This is a genomic window from Caldanaerovirga acetigignens (genome assembly GCF_900142995.1).
GTDB lineage: Bacteria > Bacillota > Thermosediminibacteria > Thermosediminibacterales > Thermosediminibacteraceae > Fervidicola > Fervidicola acetigignens.
In genome coordinates, this window is sequence record NZ_FRCR01000035.1 from 1 (window position 1) to 1,297 (window position 1,297).

2 protein-coding genes are annotated in these 1,297 nt (G+C 34.6%); one reads left to right on the forward strand and one right to left on the reverse strand.

The features are described from left to right. Positions 1–98 precede the first annotated feature (98 nt). Positions 99–719 carry a hypothetical protein gene (locus BUB66_RS11810; RefSeq protein WP_073258740.1) on the forward strand — a complete coding sequence of 207 codons (621 nt, stop codon included), beginning with the start codon at positions 99–101 and terminating at the stop codon, positions 717–719. A gap of 77 nt (positions 720–796) precedes the next feature. Here BUB66_RS11810 and BUB66_RS11815 read toward each other — a convergent pair whose 3' ends face one another. Beyond that, positions 797–1,234, reverse strand: a complete 438-nt coding sequence (locus tag BUB66_RS11815) for a DUF4367 domain-containing protein (protein ID WP_073258742.1) — start codon at positions 1,232–1,234, stop codon at positions 797–799. Positions 1,235–1,297 lie beyond the last annotated feature (63 nt).

A 1,297-nucleotide genomic window follows, 5' to 3' on the forward strand; every position in this document is an offset into this window, starting at 1 on the left:
ATATTTTTCCAGTTGGATATGGGCTTAGTTTTTATTGCCTTTTTTCGGAACATTATTTTCAGGATAGACTAATATTTTGTAAAATTTAGGAGGAAAAAATGATAATCAAAAAAATTTTAGTAATTCTTATCGTAACCAATTTACTTTTTATAATAATCAGCGGTTCATTACTTTACAGGAAAAATTTGTATATAAGTGAGTTGCAATCAACAATTGAAATGAAAGACAAGGAAATAGAAAAACTGAAAACTGAGTTATCAAACCAAGAATCAGATTTAAGGTTAACTAAAGAGCTATATAAAGAAGGCAAATATCTTGTTACGTTAATGTTAAAGCATATGAATTCCGCTCAAATATCGCAGCTTGTAAGAAATTGTTGGGTGTATGAAATTGAAGTAAATGGGAGACCCATCCCGAAAAACGGGATTATTGAGATGAAAGAAGGCAAAATCAAGATAAGCAGTTCTCAAACAATGAAATATAGTGATTTCTTTCCTCCTTCAATATATAACCAAGGCCGGATATCCGGCGATTATACTGTAGAATTTTTGGAACTTCAGCCGGATGAAGAATATGGTACTGATGGGACTGTTGTATCAGCCGTTCATTATGTTTTTAAATCTGTGGAAAAAGACACAGTAATAACAATGAAAATAAGTGAAGAACTTCAGAAAAGATTGGGTCTTGAAAATAATATAATCAAAATTGTGGTAAAATAAATTGATCGTAAAATTCCCCTAAGGCTTCATGTTTTTGGCTACCCGGATTATATCCCCTTCGCTCAATCTCCTTGTAATTATAAAAAAGTCGAGCCGTTTTCGTATAAAAGCTGCCTTAAGCCGCTTTTCTTAAAATGAATGAGTGTGGCTTCAGATCCTTTTATGTTGAGGTCTTTTACTTCTACATCATTTGTCCGGAAATTATGAGAAAAGGCTGTTTCCCGTGCTACAGAAAATTGTTCAATTCTAAGTTCCTCACCTTCTGTTCCTTTTCTATAAATTAAAATAACGGAATTTTTCCCCCCACCGGAAATCTTCGCGCCGTGGAAACCGTATCCCTCCGGGAGGTATTCCGGGACTGCGATTTGAAAACCCACATTTTTCTGCACTTCATCTTCTCTTTTTATTTTGGCCCAAATTTCATCTTCGATATGTTTCGGAACTGGGATGTATTCAGCGCACTCCTTTATTTTTTTGGATAGGTAAAGCTCGAAAGCGTCCTTATCTTTTTTCATCGCATCCTGCCCCTTCATTTTGTTCTCTAAAAAAATTCCTCAAAAACATCCTTGCGCGATAAA